Source organism: Microbacterium sp. LMX7-1.2 (assembly GCF_040675935.1).
In the GTDB taxonomy this organism is placed as follows: domain Bacteria; phylum Actinomycetota; class Actinomycetes; order Actinomycetales; family Microbacteriaceae; genus Microbacterium.
In genome coordinates this window covers 1,530,457-1,554,666 of record NZ_JBEGIL010000001.1, presented here as the reverse complement: position 1 = coordinate 1,554,666, position 24,210 = coordinate 1,530,457, and the positions used below count along the sequence as shown (strand labels likewise).

Genomic DNA, 24,210 nt, shown 5'->3' with positions numbered 1-24,210 from the left:
CCGCACGGACGGCTGACCCGACGGACAGCCGACCGCACCGCTCGTCTAGCCGACCGTACCGCTCGTCGCCCCGTCCACACCGCTCGTCGCATGACGCCTCCCACGGCATCCCATCGACCATCGGCGATCTCTACCGTGGGGGAACGCAATGACGCGCACCCTGAGGAGAACCCCATGATCGCATCCTCGCCGCACAGCCGCGGCGCCGCGAGTGTCGATGACGACCCGATCATCGCCACCGACCCGACGCTTCCCCCGGTCGCCCTGAGCGACGCCCACCACGAGAGGTCCAGCCGCTGGACCCTGCCGAAGATCCTGCTGTGGACGGCCATCGCGCTGCTCGGCGGCGTCGCCTGGGTCATGCTCGCGATCGTCCGCGGTGAGACCGTCAACGCGATCTGGTTCGTGTTCGCGGCAGTGTGCACCTACCTGATCGGCTACCGCTTCTACTCCAAAGTCATCGAGCGCTACATCACGCGCCCCGACGACCGCAGGGCCACGCCCGCCGAGGTCAAGCAGGACGGCAAGGACTACGTCCCCACCGACCGCCGGGTGCTGTACGGCCATCACTTCGCGGCCATCGCCGGCGCCGGTCCTCTCGTGGGGCCCGTGCTCGCCGCGCAGATGGGCTACCTCCCCGGCACGATCTGGATCATCGTCGGCGTCGTGCTCGCCGGTGCCGTGCAGGACTACACGGTCCTCTTCTTCTCGATGCGACGCGGCGGACGCACGATCGGTCAGATGGCCCGCAAGGAGCTGGGCAAGATCGGCGGCACGGCCGCGATCATCGCCTCGCTGCTCATCATGCTCATCATCGTCGCGATCCTCGCGCTCGTCGTGGTGAACGCGCTCGGCGAGAGTCCCTGGGGCGTCTTCTCGGTCGCGATGACCATCCCGATCGCGCTCTTCATGGGCGTGTATCTGCGCTACCTGCGCCCCGGCAAGGTCACCGAGGTCTCGCTCATCGGCTTCGTGCTGCTGATGGCTGCGATCATCGGTGGCGGCTGGGTCGCCGGCACCGAGTGGGGTCAGGCGATCTTCCACCTCGACCGCACGACCATCGCGTGGGGCATCATCGTCTACGGCTTCATCGCCGCCGTGCTCCCGGTCTGGCTGCTGCTCGCCCCGCGCGACTACCTCTCGACGTTCATGAAGATCGGCGTGATCGTGATGCTCGCCGGTGCGATCGTGCTCGTCCGCCCGGAGATCACCGTCCCGGCGGTCAGCATCTTCGGCGAGAACGGAATGGGTCCGGTGTTCGCCGGTCCGCTCTTCCCCTTCCTGTTCGTGACGATCGCCTGCGGAGCCCTATCGGGCTTCCATGCCCTGATCGCCTCGGGCACGACCCCGAAGCTCGTCGAGAAGGAGCGCCAGACGCGTTTCATCGGCTACGGCGGAATGCTCATGGAGTCGTTCGTGGCGATCATGGCCCTCGTGGCGGCGATCTCGATCGACCAGGGCATCTACTTCGCGATGAACGCCCCGACGGCGGCGACAGGGGGAACCGTCGAGGGTGCCGTCGCCTTCGTGAACTCTCTGGGCTTGACGGGGGTGAACCTCACACCCGAGATGCTCACGGGGACGGCGGCGGCGGTCGGCGAGGAGTCGATCGTGTCGCGCACGGGCGGTGCCCCGACGCTCGCCCTCGGCCTCGCGCACATCATGCAGCAGGCCCTCGGCGGTCAGGCGCTCATGGCGTTCTGGTACCACTTCGCGATCATGTTCGAGGCGCTGTTCATCCTCACCGCGGTGGATGCCGGAACTCGCGTCGCGCGCTTCATGCTGCAGGACTCGATCGGCGCCTGGTTCCCCAAGTTCCGCGACGTCTCGTGGCGTCCGGGCGTGTGGATCTGCACCGCGATCATGGTGGCCGGCTGGGGAGCGATCCTCATCCTCGGCGTCACCGACCCGCTCGGCGGCATCAACACGTTCTTCCCGCTGTTCGGCATCGCGAACCAACTGCTCGCCGCGATCGCGCTCGCCGTGGTGCTCGCGATCGTCGCGAAGCGCGGACGCAGTTATTTCAAGTGGCTGTGGATCATCGGGCTGCCGCTCGCGTTCACGGCCGTCGTCACGATCACTGCGTCGCTGTACAAGATCCTGTCGCCGGTGCCCGCGATCGGCTACTGGGCGAACCACGTCAAGTACCGGGATGCGCTGAGTTCGGGCGACACGTCGCTCGGCGAGCCGAAGGTGCTCGAGGCCGTCATCCGCAACACGGCCGTGCAGGGCACGCTGTCGATCATCTTCGTGACGCTCGCGATCGTCGTGATGATCGCCGCGGTGATCGCGACGATCAAGGCGATCCGCAACGGCGGCGGCGAGAACACCGAGGACGCGCCGGTCGCCTCCCGGCGCTACGCCCCTGCGGGCTTCCTGCCGACGGCCGAGGAACGCGAGCTCGAGAAGCAGTGGGAGCCGATCCTCGCCGACGAGCGCAGGGCAACGTCGCACTGAGATGACCGACACCATGAATCGGACGGATGCCGTGACCACCGCTCTGCGGGCACTCTGGTGCACCGCGGGGCGGGTGGGCCGCGGCATCCGCTGGTACATGACGACGCTGATGGGCGACACGGCCTACGCGACCTATGTCGCCCATCACCGTCGCCACCACCCCGACGAGGAGCCGGTGACCGAGCGGCAGTTCTGGCGTCAGCGCATGGACGACCAGGACCGCAACCCCGGTGCGCGCTGCTGCTGACGTGCCGGATGCTTAGGCTGAGGGCATGAACGATGTCGTCCTCGCCGCCGTCCTCGGCGCGCTCGGCGGCATCGTGCTCACGGTGCTCCTCGTGCTCGCGCGGCGGTTCGCCCGGGGGTCGGCCGACCTCGGCAGCGACGCGGAGCGTGCGGCGCTGCAGGCGCTTCATCAGGCGAGCCTCGCGGCTCCGCACCTGCGCGCGGGGTTGACGGGGCCCGACGTGGTCAAGGCCGCCCGACACTTGCGGGTCCTGCTCGGCAGTGCGGCGGTGGCGATCGTGGGCGACGGCGACGCGCTCTCGTTCGACGGTCCGTCAGACGGGCTGGAGTCCGCGGCGCTGCGGATCGCGCGGGCGGTGCGGGAGTCGGGCCGTCGGCAGGTCTTCCCGTCACCCGACGGGCGCACCGACGACCTGGAGGCCGTGGGCGCGCCGATCGTCGTCGATGGACAGGTCATCGGCGCGGTCGTGGCCTTCGCGGCCCCGGTGGGTGCGGCGCTCGTGCGGGCGGCGGAGGAGGTTGCGGACTGGTGCGCCGCGCAGGTGGAGCTCGGCAGCCTCGACGCCTCGCGCACGCAGTTGGCCGAGGCGGAGCTGCGCTCGCTCCGCGCACAGATCTCGCCGCACTTCATCTACAACGCCCTCACCGCGATCGCGTCGTTCATCCACACCGACCCGATGCGGGCCCGCGACCTCGTGCTGGAGTTCGCCGACTTCACGCGGTACTCGTTCCGGCGCCAGGGCGAGTTCACGACGATCGCGGAGGAGCTCGGCAGCATCCACTCCTTCCTCGAACTCGAGCGCGCACGGTTCGGGGAGCGCCTGCGGGTCACGCTGCAGATCGCTCCCGAGACGCTCGCGACGGTCATCCCGTTCCTGTCGGTGCAGCCGATCGTCGAGAACGCCGTGCGGCACGGGATCGAGCCGGGCGAGGGTGGCGGTGAGATCCGCATCGTCTCCCGCGACGACGGCACGCACACCGAGATCACGGTCGAGGACGACGGCGTGGGCATGGATCCCGATGCGCTGCGCGCGACGCTGACCGCCGTCGACGACGGGCTGCACGTGGGGCTGCGCAACGTCGACACCCGGCTGCGGCAGCTGTACGGCGCGGACGGCGGACTCGTGGTCGAGACGAACACGGGCGCGGGTACCCTGGTGCGCATGCGGGTGCCCAAGTCGCAGCCGCAGCATGATCCCGAAGGCGACTGAACCGATGACAGAGGTGCGCACGATCGACGTCCTCGTCGCCGACGACGAGAGACCGGCGCTCGACGAGCTCGTGCATCTGCTGCGCCTCGACCCGCGGATCGGCGACGTCCTGACGGCGTCCTCGGGGGCGGAGGCGTTGCGGATGCTGTCGCAGCGCGCCGTGCGGATCGCATTCCTCGACATCCATATGCCGGGGCTTCTCGGCACCGAGCTGGCGCGGTCGCTGCTGGCGCTCGCCGCGCCGCCCGCCGTCGTGTTCGTGACGGCCGACGAGGCGCGTGCGGTCGAGGCGTTCGAGCTGCGTGCCGCCGACTACCTGCTCAAGCCGGTGCGCGTCGAGAGGCTGCGCCAGGCGATCGACCGGGTGATCGACCTGGGCGAGGTCATCGCGCCCGTCGACGACGAGATGCTGCCGGTGACGGTGGGGTCGACCGTGCGGTTCGTCCGCCGCAGCGAGGTGCGCTGGGTGCAGGCGCAGGGCGACTATTCGCGTCTGCACACCGAGGGCGGCGGGCATCTCGTGCGCATCCCGATCTCCGAGCTGGAGGCACGGTGGGCGGATGCCGGGTTCCTGCGCATCCATCGCTCCACCCTCGTCCGTGCGACGGCTGTCGCGGAGGCACGTCTGTCGGGATCCGACCCGGTCGTGGTGGTCGACACCACCGTGCTCCCGGTGAGCAGGCGCCTCGTACCGTCGGTGCGGGAGGCGCTTCTGCGCGCGGAGGGCGCGCCGTGACCGAGACGCCGAAGCGGGTGCGGGTCACGGCCGATGCGCCCGCCCGACGGTCGACCCCTGCCACGCGCGGGATCGCTCTGCCCGGCTCTCCGGTCGATGAGGCGGATGCCGTGTTCGCGCGCGCCCTCATGCGCAGCCAGCTGCGGCTCGCGCTCGGCACGGTCGCGGGGTTCGTGCTCGTGGTGATCGCGCTGACCTTGACGGTGGCGCTGATCCCCGAGATCGATCAGCTCGTGGTGTGGGGTCTGCCGCTGTCGTGGCTGCTGCAGGCGTATGCGTTCTATCCGATCATCCTCGTGTTCGCGGTGCTGTACGTGCGTACGGCGGCACGGAACGAAAGGCGCTTCCGCGCCCTCCGGGACCGCGAATGAACGCGGTGCTCGACCTGGTCGGCATCGCCTTCGTCGTGGTGGCGACGCTGCTGATCGGCGTCTACGGGCTGCGGATCTCCCGCACGACGGGAGACTTCTTCGTGGCCTCGCGCACGGTTCGGCCGGTGTGGAATGCCTCGGCCATCAGCGGCGAGTACCTCTCGGCCGGCACCTTCTTGGGGCTCTCCGGACTCGTGCTGCTCGACGGCGCCCGCGGGTTCTGGTTCCCGATCGGGTACGCGGCCGGGTACCTGCTGGTGCTCGTGTTCGTGGCGGCACCTCTGCGCCGTAGCGGTGCGTACACGATCCCCGACTTCATGGAGGCGCGGCTGGAGTCGGTGGCGGCGCGGCGCGTGACGAGCATCGCGGTGCTCGTGATCGGCTGGCTGTACATCGTGCCGCAGCTGCACGGCGCGGGCATCACGTTGCTCGTCGTCGCCGGGGTGCCGGAGTGGGTGGGCGCCGTGCTCGTGGCGGTGCTGGTCGCGGCTGCGGTCGCCGCGGGAGGCATGCGGGCGATCACGTACGTGCAGGCGTTCCAGTACTGGCTCAAGCTCACGGCGCTGCTCGTGCCGGTGGTGTGCATCGCGTTCGCGCTCAGCGGCGGCCCGCACGATTTCGACCCGGCGCTCGTGTTCCCGGCGGAGGCGGGCCCCTCGGGGTTTGACGCGTATGAGACGGCATCCCTGCTCCTCGCGCTGCTGCTGGGGACCATGGGGCTGCCCCACGTGCTGGTGCGCTTCTACACGAGTCCGACCGGCGTCTCTGCGCGTCGGACGACCGTGATCGTGATCGCGATGGTCAGCGCCTTCTATGCGGTGTCGAGCACCATGGGTCTGCTGGCCCGCATCACCGCCCCTGATCTCGCCGTGCCCGGTGTCGCCGACACGGTCGTGCTGCTGCTGCCCTCGCGGGTGTTCCCGGGAGCCCCGGGCGAGCTGCTCACGGCGCTCATCGTCGCGGGGGCGTTCGCGGCGTTCCTCGCGACGTCCGCCGGGCTCGTGGTGTCGCTCGCGGGTGTGATCAGCCAGGACGTGTTCTCGGGATCCGTGCGGTCGTTCCGGCTGTCGGCGGTGCTGTGCGCCCTCGTGCCGCTCGCGGTCGCGTTGCTCACGGCTCCTGCCGGGCTCGGGTCGAGCGTCGGGGTGGTGTTCGTGGTGGCCGCGTCGACGCTGTCGCCCGTGGTGCTGCTCGGGGTGTGGTGGCGAGGTCTCACGGCCCGGGGAGCGGTCGCGGGGATGCTGTCGGGCGGCCTCGCGGCGGGCCTCGCCCTGCTGGTGCATGCGGCGATCGGCGGAGTGGGTGCCGCCGCGCCGTATCTCGCGCAGCCGGCCGCGTGGACCATCCCGCTGGCTACGGCCGTGACCGTGACGGTGTCGCTGCTCGACCCCCGCGGCCCGTCCCCGCGCACGGCGCGATTCCTCGCCCGGGTGCACTCTCCCGAACGGGGATGAGCGACCGGGCTCCGCGGTATGCCGGAATACGTTCCGACGGCGCGCCGCAAAGGTACGCGACCTCCGCACTGCAGGCGACGGCGTCGACGGTCGATCCGAATGGGTTGGCGTTGAAGACGCCGACGACGTTCGAGCAGCCGGGTGGGTCGAGGTGGTTGCGGCGTCTCACCCGTGCCTCGCCAGGTGCGACGATGGCGGTTGCACAGGCGTCGGCACGAAACGTTGGTGGTTGCGACTCCTTGAACAGTGCAAAACGTACGTTTCGCGCTATCATGTACTCATGAGTGAGATCGCGATAACCGAGGCCCGTAGCCGTCTGGCGTCGATCATCGACGATGCGCGCACCGAGCCGGTGTATCTGACTCGCCGCAACAGGCCGGTGGCGGCCGTCGTCGACACCTCACTTTTGGAGCGGCTCCTGGCCGACGCTGAGGAGCTCGCAGATATCCGTGCCGTGGACGAGGCATGGGAGGAGACGGAGCGTCTGCAGGAGACGCCGATCCCGTGGGACGACGTCAAGCGAGACCTCGGACTGGTGCAGTGACCTACACGCTCCGGGTTCTCCCCCTGGCGGCTCGCGCGATACGCAAGCTCCCGCCGGAAGCGAAGCGGCGAATAGAGGGAGTCATCGAGACGCTGGCCGATCAGCCGCGACCGCCCGCCGCGACGAAACTCACCGGGCGCCCGGAATGGCGCGTTCGCACCGGCGATTACCGCGTGCTCTATCGCATCGAGGATCAGATCCTCACCGTGGTCATCGTCCACGCCGGGCATCGACGCGACGTATACCGATGCGCGGCCGCGGCCGCGGCTCGGGGCCAGTCCGGCCATCTCCACGCTGCCTGAGAGCACTCCCACCGATCGAGAGCGACAGGAAATGACGTACTGGCCTTTCGTCTAGGTTTTGACCTCGAACCTGGCAATCCCGTGTGAGCCCGGGTTACTTTGAGCGGCGTTGCGGCAAGAGGCCGCACAACGATCATCGGAGAGTCACATGGGTCGAACACCCCTCCGGATGGCAGCGGCCACAAGCCTGGCCGTGCTGTTCGTCGCGTCGACGGCAACCGTAGGATACGCAGGCGTCAAGGAGGTGAACGCACCCACCCCGATCGAGGGCACGCCCGGACAGTACATCGTCGTACTGAAGGCAGACCCTCTCGCCAGCTACGAAGGCGGCGTCGACGGCATCCAGGCGACGAAGCCCGCCGAAGGCGAGCAGCTCGAGACCGAGTCGCAGGACTCGCTCCGCTATGTCAAGCACCTCGAGAGCGAGCAGCAGAGCATCGCCCAGCAGGCCGGCGTCACTCCCGACACGACCTACCAGGTCGTGCTCAACGGCTTCAGCGCGCAGCTCTCGGGCGAGCAGGTCGACACGCTCCGCGCCTCGAAGGACGTCTTCGGCGTGTACCCCGACTTCATCCGCCACCCCGACGCGCAGACCTCCACGAGCTTCCTCGGACTCGGCGACGACAAGAAGGGCAAGGGCGGCGTCTGGCAGCAGACCGGCGGCGTCGACAAGGCCGGCGAAGGCGTCGTGGTCGGTGTGATCGACACGGGCATCGCGCCCGAGCATCCGTCGTTCCAGGGCAAGAAGCTCAAGCAGCAGAAAAAGGACAAGAGCCGCCACAAGGGGCGCGAGCCGTACACCGACGGCACGAACGTCTACTTCGACAAGTCCGACGGCGGACGCTTCCAAGCCACCATGGTCGAGGGTCAGGGCTGGGACAAGAGCGACTACTCCAACAAGCTCATCGGCGCGCAGTACTTCTCCTCAGGCGCCGCCGCCGCAGGCTTCGACTTCCAGTACGACTACCTCTCGCCGCGTGACGGCGACGGCCACGGCTCGCACACCGCGAGCACCGCAGCCGGCAACTTCAAGGTGAAGGCCGCAGTCGAGGGTGTCGACTTCGGCACCATATCGGGCGTCGCACCCGGTGCCAAGGTCTCGGCCTACAAGGCCTGCTACGTCGGCCCCGACCCCACCGTCACCACCGACGACATCTGCGCCGGCAGCGACCTCATCGCCGCGATCGACCAGGCCGTCGCCGACGGCGTCGACGTGATCAACTACTCGATCGGCGGAGGCGCGGCATCCACCGTCCTCGCCCCCGAGGACATCGCGTTCTTCAACGCGGCCGCCGCCGGCGTCTTCGTCGCCGCGAGCGCCGGCAACGACGGACCCGACTCCGTCACCGCCGACCACGCCTCGCCCTGGTACACGACCGTCGCCGCATCGACCATCCCGACCTGGGAGGGCACCGTGCAGTTCGACGGGTTCGCGCAGGCCGGCGCCTCGGTCAGCGTGCCGTTCGGCCAGACCGTGACCGGTCCTTCCGTGTACGCCGGCGACATCCCGGCATCCGGCGCCTCGGGTGCGGATGCTGCGCTCTGCCTCCCCGGAAAGCTCGACGCCGCCCGGGCCGCAGGGCACATCGTGGTCTGCGACCGCGGCAACAACGCGCGCGCCGAGAAGTCGCAGGTCGTGAAGGATGCCGGAGGCATCGGCATGGTCCTCGTGAACGTGCCCGGCGGAGCCGACTCGCTCGACAACGACTTCCACGCCGTGCCGACCGTGCACCTCGCCTCCGCGTACCGCGCGGCGGTGCTCGCCTACGTGCAGGGCGGCACCGACCGCCCGATCTCGCTCGTCGGCAAGAACACCACCGGTGTCACCACCCCGACGCCGCAGATCGCCGGCTTCTCGAGCCGCGGACCGATGCTCGCCGACGGCAGCGACGTCATGAAGCCCGACATCGCCGCCCCCGGCGTCGCGATCCTCGCCGCCACGAACAACGACCCGGGCGAGGCGCCGACCTTCGGCATCCTGTCGGGAACGTCGATGGCGTCGCCGCACATCGCCGGCCTCGCTGCCCTGTACCTCGGCGAGCGGCCCCTGGCCAAGCCCGCCGAGATCAAGTCCGCGATGATGACCACCGCGTACGACACGGTCAACGCCGACGGATCGCCCAACCGCGACCCGTTCTCGCAGGGTGCCGGTCAGGTCGACCCGAAGCGCATGTTCAACCCGGGCCTGCTGTACATGAACGACGTGGTCGACTGGATGGCGTTCCTCGAAGGCAAGGGGCTCGCCGACTTCCCCGGTGACCCCATCGACGGCAGCGACCTCAACGCCGCGTCGATCTCGATCGGCTCGCTCGCCAGCGCGCAGACCGTCACCCGCACGGTCACGTCGACCGAGAAGGGCACGTTCACGGCATCCGTCGACGTCCCCGGTGTCGACGTGACCGTGTCGCCGTCGACCCTGAAGTTCGACCGCGCGGGCCAGAAGGCGACCTACACGGTCACGTTCGACAACCAGAGCGCACCCGTCGAGCAGTGGACGACCGGCTCGCTCACCTGGACGAGCAAGAAGAACACGGTGCGCTCGCCGATCGCGGTGTTCCCGGTCACGGCGGATGCTCCCGCCGAGGTCACGGGCACGGGCGTCGACGGGTCGACCACGGTCGAGATCACCCCCGGTCTCGACGGCGACCTCGCCCTCGGCCTCTCCGGCCTCACGCCGTTCACGTTGCTCGAAGACCCCGACGGCCGCGTCGTCGGACACTCGGGCGACGAGAAGTCCGGTGACGAGAACAAGGACGTGTCGTGGATCGTCGACGTGCCCGAGGGTACGACGCTCGCCCGCTTCGACCTCGACTCGTCGGACGACACCGGCAGCGACCTCGACCTGAGCGTCTACCGGGTGGTGAGCCCCGACGACCTGCGGTACTACGAGCAGTGGAAGTCGGCCACCGGATCGGCCGACGAGCAGGTCACCGTCGCCGCCCCGACCGCGGGCACCTACCTGGTCGTCGCGAACGTGTACGCGACCACGGCGCCGATGACGTGGGACATGTCCTACGCCGCCGTGCAGCCCGCGGGCGAAGGCGCACTCACCGCGACCCCCAACCCGCTCGCCGTCGTGCGCGGGGAGAAGACGAGCTACGACCTCAGCTGGACCGGGCTCACCCCCGGCACCCGCTACCTCGGGCTCGTGCAGTACGGGGAATCGGCCGTGCGCACGATCCTGACGGTCGAGACCGGGGCCGCGGCGGACGTGCCGGATGCCGACGCGCCGGAGACGGAGGTCCCGCCGACGGAAGCTCCGCCGACGGAGGTTCCGCCGACGGAAGCCCCGCCGACGGAGGCTCCGGAGACGGACCAGCCGGAGTAGTCGCAACCGGTCGCTGAGCGAGGAGCGCAGCGACGAGACGAAACGCGGTGGGATTCGGAGAACGGCTCACCGCGTTTAGTCTCGCTGCGCTCGCTCAACGACCGGGGTGCTCACCGCGTTTCGTCTCGCTGCGCTCGCTCAACGACCGGGGTACTCACCGCGTTTCGTCTCGCTCCGCTCGCTCAACGACCGGCGGCTCAACGACCGGGTCGGTCGCGCTCGCGTCAGATCTTCCGCCCGCGGGGCATGAGCCGCACGTCGGGCAGGGGCGGCGCCGGGATGCGCACGTCGTGCCCCTCGACGACGCCGAAGCGGTCGGATGCCGCCTCCCAGTCCTCACGCGCCGACACGATCTCCTCGTGGGTCCTGCCGGCGAAGTTCCACCACATGACGATGTCGGCCTCGAACGGTTCGCCGCCCACGAGGAACAGCAGTGCCCCGTTCGCGCTCGAGATCTGGACCTCGTCCCGCGCATCGCCGAGGTAGAGCATGTCGTTGAGCTCCATCGGATGCTGTGACACCACGGCATCCCCCTCGACGAGCATGATCCCGTGCTCCCAGTCGCTCCGCAGCGGCAGCCGCACGGTGCTCCCCGCGGCGATCGCGATCTCGGCCCCGACGATGGGCGTGTGCACGGTCGCCGGCGACGTGATGCCGACGAACTCGCCCAGCACGACCGTGGCCGCGGCATCCGCTCCCTCGACGGCCGTCAGCCGGACGCCGGGGAGCTCGGTGTGACGCTCGAAACCGCCTGCCCCGTGACGCGCGCTCTCGGGCAGCACGACCCAGAACTGCAGGGCATCGAGCGGCACAGGTCCCTCGCCGATCGAGTACTCCGAGTGCGAGATGCCGTTGCCTGCGGTCATGAGGTTGAGCTGCCCGCGGCGCAGGTCGGCGTCGCTGCCGAGCGAGTCGCGGTGGCGGATCTCGCCGACCAGCGGCCAGGTCACGGTCTGCAGGCCGATGTGCGGGTGCGGCTCGACGCGCATGCGCGTGTCGGCGGGGCCGAACCGGTCGAGGAAGCACCATGCGCCGATGGTCGGCAGGTTGCGGTGCGGCAGCAGGCGCAGCACGTTCATACCGCGCACGCCGCCGAGCGGCACCTCGCGCGGCTCGAGGACGAGGCGGCGTTCGCCGATCATCAGGAGTCCGCGGGGCCGGTGCCGGCGGCATCCGTGCCGGCGGCGTCCGTGCCGGCGATCGGGGCCGGGCGCTGCGGCCAGCGGATCTCCGCACCGGGGATCTCGTGCGTCGTCAGATACTTCGCGATGTAGGGGCACAGCGGCACGATCGCGTCGCCCGTCGCCGCGGCATCCGTCAGGGCATCCTTCGCGAGGACGCCCGCCACACCCTGCCCCTGGAATGCCGGGTCGACCTCGGTGTGGACGAAGCGGATCGCGCCGGGGCGCTGCTGGAACTCGGCGAAGCCGGCGAGCGTGTCGCCCGAGTGGATCTCGTAGCGGGAGGCGTCGTCGTTGCGGGTCACGGTGAAGTCGGTCATCGGATGCTCCTTCGGGCGTCTGCGTCCAACCTAACCCCGTGTGGCGTGGGGCGGGTGGAAAACGGAGGCCGTCGGCGATGTGGGCGGCGCGCCGGGGCGGGACTCGCCGGCCGGGTCTTCGCGGCTCTCGGTTTCCCGGGTGCCTCCGCGCGGATGCGGGGGACGGGTGTCCGGTGTCGGCGGGGGTCGTTACGCTGGGGGGATGCCGCAGACTCCCCGTGACCCGTACGAGGACCTGCCGTTCGCGGACGAGCCGCCCTCCGACGGATGGGACGGCGACGGGTGGGAGCCCTCCGAGCCTCCGGAGCCGATGGACTGGGAGCCGCAGGGCGCCCGGTTCGAGCCTCCGCTGGACTGGGGCCCCGGTCCGAGCACGCGGGTCGCCGCAGCCCCGGCATCCGGTCCGGCTGCTCCCGCTGTGCGCCGCGCGACGCCGAGCCGGTTCGCGAGCGCCCGCGAGGCCCTGCACACCGTCTTCGGCTACGAGGAGTTCCGCGGCGACCAGGCAGCGATCGTCGAGCAGGTCATCGGCGGAGGGGATGCCGTCGTCCTCATGCCGACCGGCGGCGGCAAGAGCATCACGTACCAGGTGCCCGCGCTCGTGCGCGAAGGGACCGGACTCGTGATCAGCCCGCTCATCGCCCTCATGCACGACCAGGTCGACGCGCTCCGCGCGAACGGCGTCAAGGCCGCGTACCTCAACTCCACGCAGTCGATCGACGAGCGCCGCGACGTCGAGCGGGCCTACGTCGCCGGCGAGCTCGACCTCCTCTATGTCGCCCCCGAGCGGCTGTCGAACCCCGCGACGACGGCGCTGCTGCAGCGCGGAACCCTCAGCGTCATCGCGATCGACGAGGCGCACTGCGTGTCGCAGTGGGGCCACGACTTCCGCCCCGACTACCTCGCACTCGGCGACCTCGGCGAGCGGTTCCCCGGCGTGCCGCGCATGGCGCTCACCGCCACGGCCACCCGCGCCACCCACCAGGAGCTCACCGAGCGCCTGCACCTCGACGGCACCGGTGGGGCAGCGGCCGCCAAGCACTTCGTCGCGAGCTTCGACCGACCGAACATCCAGTACCGCATCGTGCCGAAGGTCGATCCCCGCAAGCAGCTCGTCGCATTCATCCGCGAGCAGCCTGAAGGGGCGGTCGGCATCGTCTACGCCCTCAGCCGCAAGTCGGTCGAGCAGACGGCCACCTACCTCGCGGCGCAGGGCTTCGACGCCCTGCCCTATCACGCGGGTCTGCCCGCCGAGGTGCGTGCGGCGAACCAGTCGCGGTTCCTGCGGGAAGACGGCGTCGTGATGGTCGCCACGATCGCGTTCGGCATGGGCATCGACAAGCCCGATGTGCGCTTCGTCGCGCACATCGACCTGCCGAAATCCGTCGAGGGTTATTACCAGGAGACCGGTCGCGCCGGTCGCGACGGCCTGCCCTCGATCGCGTGGATGGCATACGGGCTGGGCGACGTGGTGCAGCAGCGCCGCCTGATCGACCAGAGCCCCGGCGACCGCACGTTCAAGATGCGCATGGGGCAGCACCTCGACGCCATGCTCGCGCTGTGCGAGACCGTGCAGTGCCGCCGCCAGAACCTGCTCGGCTACTTCGGGCAGGAGTCCGAGCCGTGCGGCAACTGCGACACCTGCCTCGAGAAGGCCGACACCTTCGACGGGCTCGTGCCCGCCCAGAAGCTGCTGTCGACGATCGTGCGGCTCAAGCGCGAGCGCAATCAGGCGTTCGGCGCCGGGCACCTGATCGACATCCTGCGTGGGGCGTCGACCGAGCGCATCCGTCAGCAGCGGCACGACGAGCTCGCGACCTACGGCATCGGCGCCGACCTGTCCGACCAGGACTGGCGCAGTGTCGTGCGGCAGCTGCTCGCCTGCGGCATCCTCGCGGCGCAGGGCGAGTACGGCACCCTCACCCCCGGGGCCGAGGCGCCAGGGGTCCTGAAGGGAGAGACCGCGGTACCGCTGCGCAAGGACACGATCGGGCGTCCCGCGTCGTCGTCGCGCGCCCGCAAGGCGAGTGCGGCGGATGCTCTGGATGCCGGTGATCGCGGCCTCTTCGAGGCGCTGCGCTCCTGGCGCGCCGGCGTCGCCCGGGAGCAGGGCAAGCCCGCCTACGTCGTCTTCGGCGATGCGACCCTGCGGGCGCTCGCCGAGCACCGCCCCACGTCATTGGCCGATCTCGAGGGCATCACCGGCATCGGCGAGAAGAAGCGCGAGGCCTACGGAGAGGACGTGCTCGCGGTCATCGCCGCGGCGTGAGACCGCCGACAGCAGTCGACTCCGGCCGTCCCAGACACGGGCGTTTTCAGCCGCGGCCGGCTCAGACGCGGGCGGGCACCACGTCGGCGAGGTGGGAGCGCAGCTGTGCGGCGACATCGACGGCCGTACGGTCGTACAGCCACTGGTACTGCAAGCCGTCCCAGAGGGCGATGAGCCAGATGGCCTCGTGCTCGGGGTCGCGATGCGCGGATACCTCGCCCTCGAGCTGGGCGATCCGGAACAGCTCGGCGAAGTAGTCGATCGCCCGTGAGAAGCGCTGCGCGAAGTATCCGTGCGCGGGGTGTCCGGCCGGGACGGCCTCGCACGACAGCACCGCGTAGACCTCGATCAGGCCGGGCTCCACGTGCGCGCTCTGGAACGCCCCGACCGGCAGGTCGCGCAGGGCCGACGCCGCGCTGTCGATCCCTTCCGCGTCGCCGCGGTGCTGGATGGCCCTGTCGCGCTCGGTGAGCACCGCGCTGAGCAGCAACTCCTTGGTGGGGTAGTGGTGCAGGAGGGTCGACTTCGAGACGCCGACGGCCTGAGCGATGTCGCGCAGACTCGTGTCGCCGTAGCCGTCCTGGGCGAACAGGCGCATCGCATCGGCGACGATCTGCGTGCGTCGACGGCGCCCCACCGCGTATCCGGGTTCGTCGTCGTCGGCGACGTCGACGAGCGCGCCGGTCAGCGGGGGCGGCATGGGTGCGGTCGTGGCCGATGCCGCAGCATCCGGCTCCTGCCATCCGAACGGCAGCGCCCACAGCGACTCGCGCTCCTCGAGCATCGAGACGACGTCGACCCGGTCGGGGAGGTACTGCGAGATCAGCTGCAGCCCGTCCCAGCCGGCCATGTGGCGCACGGTCTCGTCGGCGACGTCGCGGTCCGGGTCCATGGCTCCGCTGGCACGGGCGTCGTCGAGCAGCTCGGTCGTCATCGCTCGCAGACGCTCGTAGCGGTCGCGCATCCGCTCGTGGGCGGGATGCTCGGGTGCCGATGCCTCGCCCGTGAGCGCGGCGAACAGCTCGAGGTAGCCCTCGGTGCGGGCGTTCCGAGCCGCGATGGCCGCGGAGACGAGCTCGCCGGGCTCGGCGTTCGCGGTGATGGCGTCGAACGCCTTCTCGTTGTCGTCTTCGAAGCCGGCGACGACCTCGGCGAGCAGGTCGTCCTTCGACGCGAAGTGCCCGAGAAGGCCGGGATGGCTGATCGATGCCGCGGCGGCGATGTCGCGGAGGGAGACGGAGCGATAGCCATCGCGCACGAACAGCTCGCGGGCGGCGTCGACGATCCGCTGTCGCGTGGCTGCGGCACGGCCCTGCCGTGAGCCGGTCGACGTCATAGTGGTCATCGCGCCCTCCTCCTGCATCCTATCCTCGCTCATTACCAAGCGGTCGATATTCACTTACCAAACGGTCGAGATTCGTGTATCGTCGGGTCCACGCCGCGTCGATGACGAACGGCTTCCGCCCGAAAGGAACACCCATGACAGAGTTGTCACCCGCCGCGAACGCGGCCGCCGTCGGCACGACGGGCGTCAAGGTCCCCGGCACCACGCCCGCGCGCACACCCCGCGGCTACGCGCCCGGCCTCGCCGCCGTGAACTTCGGCGTCTTTCTCGCCCTCCTCACCCCGGTCATGGTCTCGATGGCCTTCAAGGTCGCCCGCATCGATCCCGTGACCACCGAGGCGAGCCTGGGTCTCGTCATGGGAGTCGGCGCGGCCTTCGCCCTGGTGGCCAACCCGCTCGTCGGGCGTCTCTCCGACCGCACCACCTCGCGGTGGGGCATGCGCCGCCCCTGGATCCTCGGCGGTGCCGTCGTGGGCCTCGGCGGATTCGTGCTGATCGGCGTCGCGACCTCGCTCTGGGTCGTGCTCCTGGCCTGGTGCCTCGTGCAGGCGGCCATGAACGCGGTGCTCGCCGCCGCCAACGCCACTCTGCCCGACCAGGTGCCCGCGGGCAGCCGTGGCAAGGTCTCGGGTCTCGTCGGCATCACGACGCCCATCGGCATCCTGGCCGGCAGCTTCATCGTGAACTTCCTCCCCGGCGACTTCGAGCGCTTCGTCGTGCCGGGCGTGATCGCGCTGCTCCTCGTGATCGTGTTCGTCCTGATCCTCAAGGACCGACGCCTGACCGAGAAGCCCGCCGAGCGCTTCACGATCGGCACGTTCTTCGGCTCCTTCGTCTTCAACCCGCGCAAGCACCCCGACTTCGGCTGGACCTGGCTGACCAAGTTCTTCGTCATGTTCGGCTACGCCGGCATCGCGACGTTCCTCCCGCTGTACCTCGTGACCAAGTTCGGGCTCGACGAGCAGGGCGCGGTCGGCACGATCCTGCTCGCGAACCTCGCCTCGATGGCCGCCATGGCCATCTCCTCGCCGCTCGGCGGATTCCTGTCGGACAAGATCGGCAAGCGCCGTCCGTTCGTCGCGATCGCCGGCCTCGTCATGGTCGTCGGCCTCGTGATCCTCGCGGTTGCCCCCTCGATCGAGATGGTCATCGTCGCGCAGGCAATCATCGGCTTCGGCGCCGGGTCGTTCCTCTCGGTCGACCTCGCTCTCGCGACCGAGGTGCTGCCCAACCCCGACGACGTCGCGAAGGACCTCGGCGTGCTCAACATCGCCAACGCCCTGCCCCAGTCGATCGCCCCCGCGATCGCCCCCGCCATCATCGCGCTCGGCGCCGCCACTCCGCTCGGCGGCTACCCCACCTGGTACCTGTTCGGCGCCCTCGTCGCGCTCGCCGGCGCCGTGCTCGTCTACCGCATCAAGGGAGTCAAGTGACATGACCGACGCCTCCACCACCACCGCATCGACCGCCACTGTCGCCGACCGCCCCTGGCTCGACGCGTCCCTCCCGGTCGACGAGCGCGTGCAGCTGCTGCTCGACGCGATGACCGTGGAGGAGAAGGCCGGACTCTTCTTCCACACCATGATCGCGATCGGCGACCTCGACGAGGCGAACCCCGTTTTCGGCACGCCCAGTGCGCGCGAGTTCCTCGAGGTCAAGCAGATGACGCACTTCAACCTGCTCGGCGCTGCACCGACCGGGCGTGAGATCGCCGCCTGGCAGAACGCGCTGCAGCGGCTCGCGTCGACGACGCGCCTCGGCATCCCGGTGACGCTCTCGACGGATCCGCGGCACTCGTTCAGCGAGAACCCCGGTGCGTCGATCCTCGCGGGCCCGTTCTCGCAGTGGCCCGAGACGCTGGGTCTCGCGGCCACCCGTGACCCCGAGCTCGTCGAGCGCTTCGCCGATATCGCCCGACAGGAATACACGGCGGTCGGTCTGCGCGTCGCCCTGCATCCGCAGGTCGACCTCGCGACCGAGCCCCGCTGGGCACGGCAGACCGCGACCTTCGGGGAGGATACCGAGCTGGCGGGCATTCTCGGTGCGGCATACATCCGCGGGTTCCAGGGCGAGTCGTTCGGTCCAGGGTCTGTCTCGACCATGACGAAGCACTTCCCCGGCGGCGGTCCCCAGAAGGACGGCGAGGACCCGCACTTCCCCTATGGCCGAGAGCAGGTCTACCCGGGCGGTGAGTTCGAGCTGCACCTGAAGCCGTTCCAGGACGCGCTTGCCGCCGGCACCCGTCAGATGATGCCGTACTACGGCATGCCGGTCGGCACGGAGTACGAGGAGGTCGGCTTCGGCTTCAATCGCTCGGTCATCACCGGGCTGCTGCGCGAACGCTTCGGCTTCGACGGGCTCGTCTGCACGGACTGGGGACTGATCAACGACTCGGAGATCTTCGGACAGCCGTTCCCCGCGCGTGCGTGGGGTGTGGAGGACCTCTCGCCGGCGGAGCGGATGAAGAAGGTGCTGGATGCCGGAGCGGACCAGTTCGGGGGAGAGGACTGCCCCGAACTGCTGCTCGAGCTCGTCGCGGACGGGTCGATCACCGAGGACCGCCTGGACGTCTCGGCGCGCCGCATCCTCCGGGAGAAGTTCGAGCTCGGGCTCTTCGAGAACCCGTTCGTCGACGAGGACGCGGCCGACCAGATCGTGGGTCGCGCGGAGTTCCGCGCCGCGGGCGAGGAGGCGCAGCGCGCGTCGATCACGGTGCTCACGAACGACGGCTCGCTGCCTTTCGCCCGAGGGCTGAACCTCTATGTCGAGGGCATCGATGAGGAGGTCGCCGCCGCCTACGGACAGATCGTCGGAACTCCCGCGGAGGCGGACCTCGCGGTGATCCGCCTGCAGGCGCCCTTCGAAGAGCGCGCGACCATGTTCGAGAACTTCTTCCACGCGGGCTCGCTCGACTTCGCAGACGAGGTGATCGCGCATGTGCGCGAGGTCTCGTCGTCGGTGCCGACCGTGGTCGACGTGCTCGCCGACCGCCCGCCGATCCTCCAGCCGATCACGGACGCCGCGGCCGCGGTCACCGTGAACTGGGGTGCGTCGGGAGCTGCTCTGCTCGATGTGCTCAGCGGGGTCGCCCCGTCCACGGGGGCGCTGCCGTTCGACCTCCCCCGGTCGATGGCGGCCGTCGAGGCATCACGGCCCGACGTTCCCTTCGACACCTCCGATCCGCTCTTCCGCTTCGGTCACGGTCTCCGGTTCTAGCCGCCCGGCACACGACGATCCCGCCGCCTCGCATGTTCGCCATGCGAGGCGGCCGTCGTGTGGGGGTCAATTCGTGTGACCGCTCCCACGTTTTTGCGGGACCGTTCCCATGATTTCGTGTGATCGCTCCCACGAAACAGTGTGACCGCTCCCATGAATTTTGCCAAGACCTCTGGACAAACCGTTCGGAGGGTTGGCATAGTCGCTTACCAACATCGTCCTGACCGGCAGATGCCGGCACCTGGGGAGGGCCTTGTGACGCGGAACATCTGCATCACGGGAGAGGCGAATGGCGAAATTCGGAGGGGCGGGACTGCGTAGGCGCAGGGCCGCAGGAGCAGGACTGGCGGGCGCGGTCGCCGCGGCCGTGGTCCTCGCAGGAGCACTGGTTCCGATGGCGGCGACAGCCGCGCCGGGCGACCAATCGGCGTCGAGCTCGCGGTTCCTGAGCGGCAGTCTGCTGCTCGGAGGAGTGCCGCTCGACGACGTCGTGGCGCTCGGCGGATCGTCGACCAGCAACGCGGGTTCGCCGACGCCCGACACCGAGACGAGTTCGCTCGATCTCACGGCGTTGAACGCGCTGCAGCTCGGCATCCCCGGCGGCCTCAGCGTGCCTCTGTCGAACTTCGTGCAGCTCGGCGCCGTGAACCAGTACTCGCAGTCCTCCGACGCGGGCGTCTCGCGCGCCGCGGCCGGTGCCGTGAGCGATTCGGGCGTGATCGACACGACCGGCACCGGCGCCTATCCGTCCAACGCGTCGTTCAACCTCCAGGGGCTCCTCGGCTCCGCCGTGACCGGCACGGTCGCCGACCTCGACATCTCGCTCGAGGCGATTAGCTCCGAGGTCGCGATCGACTCCGCGGGAGCCGTGACGCGGGACTACAACGTGGCCGGTGGCGACGTCGCGCTGTCCTTGCCGGCGATCGCGACGCTCACGAACACGCTCACCGGCCCTGGTGGTGTCACCGCGACCGTGGACGCCGCCGTCGCGAGCCTCGCCGGTCCGAGCGGACTGCTCGCCCAGGCACTCGCCGGCCTCAACGCCGCGCTCGCTCCCATCGTCGGCAACGACGGCGTGAACATCACGATCACGACCGACATCGCGGCCGCCATGAACACGATCCTCGACACCCCGGTGGGTGACGGGGTCGTCAGCGTGAACCTCCGCACCGGACTCGTGACCGCCGACATCGCCGCGCTGTTCTCCGACACCACCGGTCGGGGTCTGAACAACCTGAACGTGGGCGAGGAGGTGCTGTCGGCCGCCGTGCTGAACAACCTGATCACCCGCGTCGGGAACGTGCTGAACACGGTCCCGAACCTCGTGCAGACCGCGCTGACGAACACGCTCAACGCCGCCGTGCTGAACATCGGCGTCGCGGTCTGCGTCGTCGGCACGGCCCCGACCTGTACCACGCCGGTGGTCGACATCGGCACGGGTCTGCAGGTCTCGGTCCCGAACCAGACCCTCGGCAGCGTCGTCGCCGGAACAGCGACCGCCACGATCTCGCTCAAGGTCGCCGGGCTCCCGGTCGTCGTCCCCGTGGGCACCCTGCTCGGCGCCCTGACGACGCCCATCAACGCGACGCTCTTCGGCCCGACCGGCGTGATCGCGACGGTCGTGCCGACCGTCACCACCGCGGTGACCGGGATCATCACGGCGATCGCCCCCGCGGTCGGACTTCTGAACGGCGTGGTCTCGCTGCGCGGCAACGTGCAGTCCGACAACGGCCCGATCTTCAGCGAGGAGGCGTTCGTCCTCACGGTCGGCGACATCCTCGGCACCGGGGGAGTCGGCACGATCGCCCTCGCCCGCGCGCAAGCCGGACCGAACGCTCTCGCCGACGCACCGACCGTGGATGCCGCGGCGACCGTGCAGGCGGGCGACGACCTCGCCGTCACGGGCGCCGGCTGGCCCGCGAACACCGAGGTGTCGGTGCAGCTGACCGCCCCGGGTGGCGGCGCGAACGTCGGCGGACCCGAGACCGTCACGACCGACGGCGCCGGCGGCTTCACGCTCGCGTACCCGGTCCCTGCGGGAACCCCCGCCGCGACCGGCTACACGGTCACGGCCACCGACGGCACCTCCACGGCCTTCGACACCACAGACGTCACGGCAGCCCCCGCTACCGTCGACGCGGCCCCCGCTGTGCAGGCGGGCACCGACCTCGCCGTCACCGGCGCCGGATGGCCCGCGAACACCGAGGTGTCGGTCCAGATGACCGCCCCGGGCGGTGGCGCGAACGTCGGCGGCCCGGAGACGGTCACGACCGACGGCACGGGCGGTTTCACGCTCGCGTACCCGGTTCCTGCGGGCACTCCCGCCGCCACGGGGTACACGGTGACCGCGACCGCCGGGGCCGTCACGGCCACGGATACCACCGAGGTCACGGACGCCCCCGTCCCGACCGTCGACGCGGCTCCGACCGTGCAGGCGGGCACCGACCTCGCGGTCTCGGGCACCAACTGGCCCGCGAACACCGAGGTGTCGGTGCAGCTCACCGCCCCGGGCGGTGGCGCGAACGTCGGCGGCCCGGAGACGGTCACGACCGACGGCACGGGCGGCTTCACGCTGGCCTACCCGGTCCCCGCGAGCGCGGCGGCCGGCACGGGTTACACCGTGACGGCGACCGCGGGCGCGCAGACCGCTACCGACACGATCGACGTCACGGCAGCGGCCACGGTCGACGCGGACGACACCGTGCAGGCGGGCTCGGATCTCGGCATCACCGGCGCCAACTGGCCCGCGAACACCGAGGTGACCGTGCAGCTCACGGCTCCGGGTGGTGGGGCGAACGTCGGCGGACCCGAGACGGTGACGACCGACGCAACGGGCGGCTTCACGCTCGCCTACCCGGTGCCCGCGGGCACGCCGGCAGGAACGGGCTACACGGTCACGGCGACCGTCGGAGCGCAGACCGCGACCGACACGACCGCCGTCACCGCGGCGCCCACGGTCGATGCGGCCGACACGGTCGAAGCCGGATCCTCGCTATCGGTGACCGGTTCCGACTGGCCCGCCGACACCGAGGTCACGGTGCAGCTGACCGCACCGGGCGGCGCGCCGATCGGCACCCCGCAGACCACGACGACCAGCGGACTCGGCGGCTTCACGCTCGCCTACCCCGTGCCCGCAGGGACCCCTGCCGGGACCGGCTACACGGTCACGGCGACAGCCGGTGCGGCGACCGCCGTCGACACCACAGAGGTCACGGCCGCGCCCGTCGTGCTGGATGCCGCGGCATCCGTGCCCGCGGGCACGAACCTCGCGGTGACCGGCTCGGGCTGGCCCGTGAACGCCACGGTGTCGCTGCAGCTGACCGCCCCGGGCGGCGGCGCGAACGTCGGCGGCCCCGTGAACGCGACGACGGATGCGTTCGGCGCCTTCTCGGTCAACTACCCCGTGCCGGCAGATACGGCGCCGGCCACCGGGTACACGCTGACCGGCACCTCGGGGGCGGTCACGCAGACCGACACCGTGGAGGTCACGGCGGGCGACCCGGCCGACGTCAACACGAACGCCGCGGCTTCGGCCTCGGCGTCCGCAGATGCCACGGCCGACGGCGACCCCTCGGCACAGGCGGCGGCAGAAGCGGCGGCCCTCGCGGACGCCACGTCCGCGGCCTCGGCCGCTGCCACGGCGGACGCGTCGGCGGCTGCGGTCTCGGCGGCCACGACGGACGCCTCGACCACGGCCACGACCGACGCGACGGCGGCAGCCAACGCCTCGGCGGCCGTCGCCGCACAGGCAGCGGCGCAGGCCGACGCCTCCGACGATGCGAACGCCGCAGCCTCCACGGCCGCCGACGCCAACTCGGCCGCCTCGTCCGAGAGCGCGGCGACCGCGGATTCCTCCACGAACGCCTCCTCGGAGGCCTCGACGAACGCGAACGCCTCTGCCTCGGCATCCGCGTCCGCGAACGCCGACGCCTCGACCGACGCGGTCGCTGAGGCGGCCGCGCAGGCGGCGGCCTGGGCGGATGCGACGGCGGAGGGCTCCGCTGCGGCGAACCCGGCGGCGGCGGCGGCGGCGCAGACCGCGGCGACCGCCACCTCGTCGACGGATGCCACGGCTGATGCCACCTCGGCGGCGAACGCCGGAGCCGCAGTCGCGGCACAGGCGGCAGCGCTCGCGGATGCGACGAGCACGACGGCGGCGCAGGCCTCGGCCACGTCCGACGCGAGCACGAGCGCCGCATCGAACGCCAGCGCAGCGGCCCTCGCCTCCGCCTCGACCGACGCGTCGTCCGATGCCGTCGCCTCCGCGGATGCGGACGCCGACCCCTCGGCGGAGGTCAACACCAACGCCTCGGCGTCGGCGGCGGCCTCGGCGCAGGCTGACAGCGATGCGAACGCGGTCGCCGAGGCGGCGGCGGTGGCTGCGGCCCTGGCCGATGCGACGAGCAGCGCCTCTGCGGCGGCCGACGTGACGGCGGATGCGGCGGCCTCGGCCGCGGCGACCACCGACGCATCGACGGACGCCTCCTCGACCGCCACCACCGACGCGAACGCCTCGGCGGCCGCGGCGGCGCAGGCGGCGGCGCAGACGGACGCCACGTCGACCAGTGCCGCCGATGCCTCGGCTGCGGCGACTGCTAACGCGAACGCGTCCTCGGCCGCGGCGGCGAACGCCTCGTCGTCCGCGACGGCATCCTCGTCGGCAGCGGCAGACGTCTCCGCCGATGCGACGGCTGAGGTCTCCGCGACCGCGACGTCGACGGCCTCGGCATCCGCGTCCGCCGACGGGAACGCCGCCGCGAACCCCGGAGCGCAGATCGGCATCCGGGTCGTGACGCCCGTGCTCGAGCGAGGAGATCAGCAGACCGCGATCGGCACGGGATTCCAGCCCGGCGAGACGGTCACGGGGCTCATGACCTCCGCGCCGCTCGCGCTCGGCAGCCGCATCGCCAATGCCCAGGGCGAGGTCACGTTCACGTGGACGATCCCCGCGGACACCGACCTCGGCACCCACACCGTCACGCTGACGGGGGCGACATCCGGAGCCGTGTCGACGACGTTCCAGGTCGTGGCATCGGGCCTCGCCACCACCGGTGGAGACGTGCAGACGGGATGGGTCGCGCTCGCGGCTCTTCTGCTCCTGATGGGTCTCGGCGCCGTCCGTCTCGGTCGTCGCCGAGCGCAGACCGTCGCAGCCGACCGCATGGTCGAGTAGCGACACCCTCGTCGGGGCCGCCGCGCACGGCGGCCCCGACCTCCCCCCTTCGTCGGT

At 70.7% G+C, this 24,210-nt stretch carries 16 protein-coding genes; 13 read left to right on the top strand and 3 right to left on the bottom strand.

Annotated elements, in window-relative coordinates; all coding sequences use genetic code 11:
• The first annotated feature begins 174 nt into the window (after positions 1 to 174).
• The 9 genes from MRBLMX7_RS07520 (at position 175) to MRBLMX7_RS07480 (ending at position 10,649) form a co-directional block, all read left to right on the top strand.
• Positions 175 to 2,457 carry a carbon starvation CstA family protein gene (locus MRBLMX7_RS07520; protein ID WP_363367179.1) on the top strand — a complete coding sequence of 761 codons (2,283 nt, stop codon included), beginning with the start codon at positions 175 to 177 and terminating at the stop codon, positions 2,455 to 2,457.
• Position 2,458: 1 nt separating this feature from the next.
• Positions 2,459 to 2,704: a YbdD/YjiX family protein gene (locus tag MRBLMX7_RS07515; protein ID WP_363367177.1), complete on the top strand. Its 246-nt coding sequence runs from the start codon at positions 2,459 to 2,461 to the stop codon at positions 2,702 to 2,704.
• 25 nt (positions 2,705 to 2,729) lie between these two features.
• Positions 2,730 to 3,914, top strand: a complete 1,185-nt coding sequence (locus tag MRBLMX7_RS07510; RefSeq protein ID WP_363367175.1) for a sensor histidine kinase — start codon at positions 2,730 to 2,732, stop codon at positions 3,912 to 3,914.
• A 4-nt stretch (positions 3,915 to 3,918) separates the two neighbouring features.
• On the top strand, positions 3,919 to 4,650 hold the full coding sequence (locus MRBLMX7_RS07505) for a LytR/AlgR family response regulator transcription factor (RefSeq protein WP_363367173.1): 732 nt from the start codon (positions 3,919 to 3,921) through the stop codon (positions 4,648 to 4,650).
• Entirely contained in the window at positions 4,647 to 5,021 is a 375-nt protein-coding gene (locus tag MRBLMX7_RS07500; RefSeq protein WP_363367171.1) for a heavy metal transporter, read from the top strand. Before MRBLMX7_RS07505 ends, MRBLMX7_RS07500 begins: the two co-directional genes overlap by 4 nt.
• Positions 5,018 to 6,475 carry a cation acetate symporter gene (locus MRBLMX7_RS07495; RefSeq protein ID WP_363367169.1) on the top strand — a complete coding sequence of 486 codons (1,458 nt, stop codon included), beginning with the start codon at positions 5,018 to 5,020 and terminating at the stop codon, positions 6,473 to 6,475. The genes MRBLMX7_RS07500 and MRBLMX7_RS07495 overlap by 4 nt, the downstream gene beginning before the upstream one ends.
• A gap of 280 nt (positions 6,476 to 6,755) precedes the next feature.
• On the top strand, positions 6,756 to 7,019 hold the full coding sequence (locus tag MRBLMX7_RS07490; protein ID WP_363367167.1) for a type II toxin-antitoxin system Phd/YefM family antitoxin: 264 nt from the start codon (positions 6,756 to 6,758) through the stop codon (positions 7,017 to 7,019).
• On the top strand, positions 7,016 to 7,321 hold the full coding sequence (locus MRBLMX7_RS07485; RefSeq protein WP_363367165.1) for a type II toxin-antitoxin system RelE family toxin: 306 nt from the start codon (positions 7,016 to 7,018) through the stop codon (positions 7,319 to 7,321). The genes MRBLMX7_RS07490 and MRBLMX7_RS07485 overlap by 4 nt, the downstream gene beginning before the upstream one ends.
• 169 nt (positions 7,322 to 7,490) lie before the next feature.
• Positions 7,491 to 10,649: a S8 family serine peptidase gene (locus tag MRBLMX7_RS07480; protein ID WP_363367163.1), complete on the top strand. Its 3,159-nt coding sequence runs from the start codon at positions 7,491 to 7,493 to the stop codon at positions 10,647 to 10,649.
• 224 nt (positions 10,650 to 10,873) lie between these two features.
• On the opposite strand, the gene MRBLMX7_RS07475 is transcribed toward MRBLMX7_RS07480, so the two are convergent.
• On the bottom strand, positions 10,874 to 11,791 hold the full coding sequence (locus tag MRBLMX7_RS07475) for a pirin family protein (RefSeq protein ID WP_363367160.1): 918 nt from the start codon (positions 11,789 to 11,791) through the stop codon (positions 10,874 to 10,876).
• On the bottom strand, positions 11,791 to 12,150 hold the full coding sequence (locus MRBLMX7_RS07470; RefSeq protein WP_363367158.1) for a GNAT family N-acetyltransferase: 360 nt from the start codon (positions 12,148 to 12,150) through the stop codon (positions 11,791 to 11,793). Before MRBLMX7_RS07470 ends, MRBLMX7_RS07475 begins: the two co-directional genes overlap by 1 nt.
• Before the next feature lie 202 nt (positions 12,151 to 12,352).
• Here MRBLMX7_RS07470 and recQ point away from each other — a divergent pair, with 202 nt between their 5' ends.
• Entirely contained in the window at positions 12,353 to 14,419 is a 2,067-nt protein-coding gene (gene recQ / locus MRBLMX7_RS07465) for a DNA helicase RecQ (RefSeq protein WP_363367156.1), read from the top strand.
• A 61-nt stretch (positions 14,420 to 14,480) separates the two neighbouring features.
• On the opposite strand, the gene MRBLMX7_RS07460 is transcribed toward recQ, so the two are convergent.
• Positions 14,481 to 15,764, bottom strand: a complete 1,284-nt coding sequence (locus MRBLMX7_RS07460) for a TetR/AcrR family transcriptional regulator (protein WP_363367154.1) — start codon at positions 15,762 to 15,764, stop codon at positions 14,481 to 14,483.
• A 134-nt stretch (positions 15,765 to 15,898) separates the two neighbouring features.
• Here MRBLMX7_RS07460 and MRBLMX7_RS07455 point away from each other — a divergent pair, with 134 nt between their 5' ends.
• From MRBLMX7_RS07455 to MRBLMX7_RS07445, 3 genes are all read left to right on the top strand, one after another.
• Positions 15,899 to 17,197, top strand: a complete 1,299-nt coding sequence (locus MRBLMX7_RS07455) for an MFS transporter (protein ID WP_363367152.1) — start codon at positions 15,899 to 15,901, stop codon at positions 17,195 to 17,197.
• A 1-nt stretch (position 17,198) separates the two neighbouring features.
• Positions 17,199 to 18,980: a glycoside hydrolase family 3 protein gene (locus MRBLMX7_RS07450; RefSeq protein ID WP_363367150.1), complete on the top strand. Its 1,782-nt coding sequence runs from the start codon at positions 17,199 to 17,201 to the stop codon at positions 18,978 to 18,980.
• A 289-nt stretch (positions 18,981 to 19,269) separates the two neighbouring features.
• On the top strand, positions 19,270 to 24,153 hold the full coding sequence (locus MRBLMX7_RS07445; protein ID WP_363367148.1) for a choice-of-anchor G family protein: 4,884 nt from the start codon (positions 19,270 to 19,272) through the stop codon (positions 24,151 to 24,153).
• Positions 24,154 to 24,210: the final 57 nt, after the last annotated feature.